Genomic DNA, 4,528 nt, shown 5'->3' on the forward strand with positions numbered 1-4,528 from the left:
GCCCTCCCGGTGTGCGCAAGCCGCCAGTGAGAAGCTCAATGCCAGTGCCTCGGGGATGACGGCGGTAGGCTTCGATAGCCCCGCTTTGGCAGCATCGAACAAATGAGCGACGCCGCCAGCATCGAGCGCATCAATGCCAGCGGCGCCGATTTCCTGGTGGTCGCGCTGGGTGCCAAGAAGGGACAGGCCTGGATCCAGCACAATCTGCCGCGCTTGCGGGTGCCGCTCATCAGTCACTTGGGTGCCGTGGTCAACTTCGTGGCCGGTACTGTCTCGCGCGCACCGACATGGGCGCAGAAGAGCGGCTTGGAATGGCTGTGGCGGATCAAGGAAGAACCCAAGCTATGGCGTCGCTATTGGGATGACGGCATTGGCCTGCTCAGCTTGCTGTTGCAGCGTGTTATTCCCCTGGCGCTGGCTGCGCGCCGCTCGGCTCCTGAGCCAGCGCAGTTCGATGGCGCGCTCCTGCAACTGCAGGAGCAGGAAGGAAATTGCGTACTGAAGCTCTCGGGAGCGCTGGGGCAGCCCAATATCCAGCGCTTGCGCGCGCTGTTGCCAGCCGCAGCAAGCTCGGCGCACCCACTGGTATTGGATTGCACTGGACTGGAGCATCTCGATAGTGCTGCCCTGGCTTCGCTGATGCTGTTGTATGGGGCCTGCCATGCCTCTGGACGATCATGGACCATGCGAGGTGTTTCGCAATCGCTGCGTCACCAGTTGCAGTTGCATTGCGCACAGTATTTGCTTGCGTCCCCAGCCTGAGCAGGATAGTCCACACGACAAGCAATTTTGAATCACATCCGACGATAGAAGAGGCGTTCATGAAAGCAATGATTCTGGCAGCGGGCAAGGGGACCCGCGTTCGTCCCCTGACCTATGCGCTGCCCAAGCCGATGATTCCGATCCTGGGCAAGCCGGTGATGGAATACCTCATCGAACACCTGGTGAAGTTCGGCATCCAGGACATCATGGTCAACGTCAGCTATCTGCATGACCGCATCGAAAACTACTTTGGCGAAGGCCAGCGTTTCGGTGCGCGCATTGGCTACTCCTTCGAAGGCTATGTGGATGACGATGGTCAGGTCTTCCCCAACCCCATCGGTTCGGCTGGCGGTATGAAGAAGATTCAGGAATTCGGTGGCTTCTTCGATGAAACCACGCTGGTCATCTGTGGCGATGCCCTGATCGACCTGGACCTCCATTCGGCCCTGTTCGAACACCGCCGCAAGGGCGCGCTGGTAAGCGTGATCACCAAGGAAGTGCCGATGGAACAGGTCTCCAGCTACGGTATCGTGGTGGCTGAGCCGGATGGCAAGGTCAAGTCCTTCCAGGAAAAACCCAAGCAGGAAGAGGCCCTGTCCAACTTGGCCAGTACCGGTATCTACATCATGGAACCGGCTGCACTGGAACTGATCCCCAAGGACAAGTTCTTTGACATCGGTGCGGACCTGTTCCCGCTGTTGGTGGAAAAACAATTGCCGTTCTATGCCCAGAAGCGCTTCTTCAACTGGATCGATATCGGCAACGTAACCGACTTCTGGTCGGTGCTGCAAAGCGTGTTGAAGGGCGAAGTGGCGCAGATGTATGTGCCAGGCACCCAGGTCCAGGAGGGCGTGTGGGTGGGCTTGAATACCCGTATCGAATGGGAAGGGACTACCATTGAGGGACCTGTCTACATCGGTGCCGGCTCTCATGTGGAAGCTGGCTCCACCATCATCGGCCCGGCCTGGATCGGGCATGGCAGCCACATCTGCAGTGGCGCAAAAGTGATCCGCAGCGTCTTGTTCGAATATACTCGCGTGGCCAGCGGCACCACCTTTGAAGATAGTGTGGTCTATGGCGCTTACAGCGTCACCCACGATGGTGCAATGAAACATACATCCGATCAACCGGATGAGCAATGGAACGATGCACGGGACCGCCGTCTCAAACCGCGCAGTGCCATTCAGGAAACCAGGAGTGCTTAATGTCTAATACCAAAATCTATCCCGTCATCTTGTCCGGCGGTTCGGGCACCCGCCTCTGGCCGCTGTCGCGCGCCGCCTATCCCAAGCAGCTCCTGCCGTTGGTGAGCGAACAGACCATGCTGCAGGAAACCGTGGCCCGCGTCGGTTCTTGGCCCGAAATGCAGGCGCCGCTGATCGTGTGCGGCAATGAGCATCGCTTCATGCTCGCCGAGCAATTGCGGGAGATCGGCGTGCGCCCGCTGGGGATCATGCTTGAACCACAGGGCCGCAACACGGCCCCGGCCGTGGCTGCCGCCGCCTTGCACCTGCAACGCCTGGATCCGGAAGCGGTCATGCTGGTGCTGCCGGCCGACCACGTCATCACCGACGTGTTGGCCTTTCACGAAGCCGTGCGTCGCGCCCTGGTGTCGGTGCAGCAAGGGGCACTGGCGACCTTCGGTATCGAACCGACCCAGCCTGAAACCGGTTATGGCTACATTCTGCGCGGCGCCGCCCATGGCGCCGACAGCAGCAACTTCCTGGTTGAGCGCTTCGTCGAGAAGCCGGACCTGGCCACCGCTACCGGTTTCCTGAAACAGGGCGGTTATTATTGGAACAGCGGCATGTTCCTCTTCAAGGCAAGAGACTATCTGGCCGAGCTGGAAGTACATCGCCCGCTCATCGGCGCTGCCGTCAAGGAAGCCGTGGCCAAGGCCTATAACGACCTGGATTTCTGCCGTTTGGATGAAACCTCATTTGTGGCTTCACCGTCTGAATCCATCGACTACGCCGTCATGGAAAACACCGCACGCGCCGTGGTGGTGCCGGCCAGCATCGGCTGGAGCGATGTCGGGTCCTGGAGCGCCCTGCACGACGTGCTGCCGGCCGATGCAGAGGGTAACGTGGTGCGTGGCGATGTTCATCTGAACCAGGTCAAGAATACCCTGGTTCGCGCCGAAAGCCGCATGGTCGCCGTGTTGGGTGTGGAAGACCTGGTGGTGGTGGAAACTGACGACGTCGTGCTGGTGGCCAAGCGTGACAAGGTGCAGGAAGTGAAAGCCTTCGTCGACAAGCTCAAGAATACCCAGCGTACCGAACACGTGCATCACAAGCGCGTCTTCCGTCCCTGGGGCAGCTACGAAAGCGTGGACGCGGGCGAGCGCTTCCAGGTCAAGCGCATCATCGTCAAGCCGGGCGAGAAGTTGTCGCTGCAGATGCATTACCACCGTGCCGAGCACTGGGTGGTGGTCAGCGGATCGGCCCTGGTCACGCGCGGCGAGGAAGTGACCCTGCTGAGCGAAAACGAATCGATCTACCTGCCCATCGGCGTGACCCATCGCCTGGAAAATCCGGGCAAGTTGCCGCTGCACCTCATCGAGGTGCAATCGGGCAGCTATCTGGGCGAGGATGACATCGTGCGCTTCGAGGACGTCTACAAGCGCGCCTGAAGCAGCAGTGCCAATGAAAAAGGAGAGCAGCTCGCTCTCCTTTTTTGTTGCCCAACCCTGGCTGCTTCAGCCGTTGGCGAGTGCCTCGCGCGGTGTGCCGCCATCGCTGGAGATGGCTTGCGGGCTGCGCGCATACAGGGCCAGCAAACGCTCGGCCAGCGCCGGTCCGGCTTGGATACACGCCGGGTATTTCCACGTGCCCTTGACGAAGAGCGTCAAATCCAGCGCTGCCAGGAAGCGATCGATACGCGCCGACATCATCTCATCCACGCCCGCGGCTGCCCGCTGTACGGCGCTATCGAGCTGTGCCAGATCTTTGACCACGAAGGCGATCTCCGGCTTGGAATAGAAGGATTCACCCAGTACTACGGTGGGCTTCTTGCGACGCACTGCTTGCAGGCCGACCGAGGAATTGATCACGAAGACCATGGTGGCGCGGTCCAGCAAAAGCTCGATGTCGAACTTGCGTAGCCAGACCTCTTCGATGTGAGTATCGGAGCCATCACCCAAGCTTGTAGGTGCCTCATCAAAGAGCAACACTGAGGGGCCGCCGTTCACAAGTGCACGGCAATAGTCAGTGAATGAGCATCCCATTTTGCTGGCGAACGCGTCCAGAAATGAATTCCTATCTTCGTATTCGCTCAAGTCAATTCGATAGACTGGCTCTGATTCGCGATTTAACCGCTTTAGTACGGACCAAATGAACCCTTCTCGACCGACACCCCAGTCCGCGCCAAGCCAGGCGATTCGGTCTTTATTTAAGGCGGCCACGCACTCTGTCTGTTCGGCCGCACGTATCTCCACGTGATGTAGAGCGCGAGTCAAGCGCATCCGGCTATTCGCCAGTACCGTCATCCCTTTCGAGCTTTCGACGCCGGTCGTCAAATCCGCGGTTTGAATTACGCTCTCGGTCGGCGTATTTAAGTGACTACTATGCCTCCCGAGCTCAAGGACAAGATACTCTTCTCCAGGTATCAAGTCGAAGTTATGATTTGGTGCTATTCGGTCGCCATTGAGCCGTTCCATCCTGAACCTCGGCCACATCTTCCATTTAGCATCGTCGTCGTCGACAGTTATACGATAAAAGGATTAGCCGTGAACGCGCTCATGCTGCACATTTCCTTCTGACAAATG

Annotated in this window: 4 protein-coding genes; 3 read left to right on the forward strand and 1 reads right to left on the reverse strand. The window is 58.9% G+C overall.

Annotated elements, in window-relative coordinates; genetic code table 11:
• Nucleotides 1–102: 102 nt before the first annotated feature.
• The 3 genes from I5W_RS27690 to I5W_RS27700 all read left to right on the forward strand — a co-directional run bounded on the left by I5W_RS27690 (nucleotide 103) and on the right by I5W_RS27700 (nucleotide 3,394).
• The gene (locus tag I5W_RS27690; RefSeq protein ID WP_252717256.1) at nucleotides 103–762 is read left to right on the forward strand and encodes a WecB/TagA/CpsF family glycosyltransferase; all 660 of its coding nucleotides are present in this window, start codon (nucleotides 103–105) and stop codon (nucleotides 760–762) included.
• Nucleotides 763–830: 68 nt separating this feature from the next.
• A complete protein-coding gene (locus I5W_RS27695) occupies nucleotides 831–1,967 on the forward strand; it encodes a sugar phosphate nucleotidyltransferase (RefSeq protein WP_044531675.1) in 1,137 nt (378 codons plus the stop codon).
• Entirely contained in the window at nucleotides 1,967–3,394 is a 1,428-nt protein-coding gene (locus I5W_RS27700; RefSeq protein WP_044531676.1) for a mannose-1-phosphate guanylyltransferase/mannose-6-phosphate isomerase, read from the forward strand. The genes I5W_RS27695 and I5W_RS27700 overlap by 1 nt, the downstream gene beginning before the upstream one ends.
• A 66-nt stretch (nucleotides 3,395–3,460) precedes the next feature.
• On the opposite strand, the gene I5W_RS27705 is transcribed toward I5W_RS27700, so the two are convergent.
• A complete protein-coding gene (locus I5W_RS27705; RefSeq protein ID WP_044531677.1) occupies nucleotides 3,461–3,904 on the reverse strand; it encodes a capsular polysaccharide export protein, LipB/KpsS family in 444 nt (147 codons plus the stop codon).
• Nucleotides 3,905–4,528 lie beyond the last annotated feature (624 nt).

It is taken from the genome of Herbaspirillum sp. B65 (assembly GCF_000333555.1).
GTDB lineage: Bacteria > Pseudomonadota > Gammaproteobacteria > Burkholderiales > Burkholderiaceae_D > Herbaspirillum > Herbaspirillum rubrisubalbicans.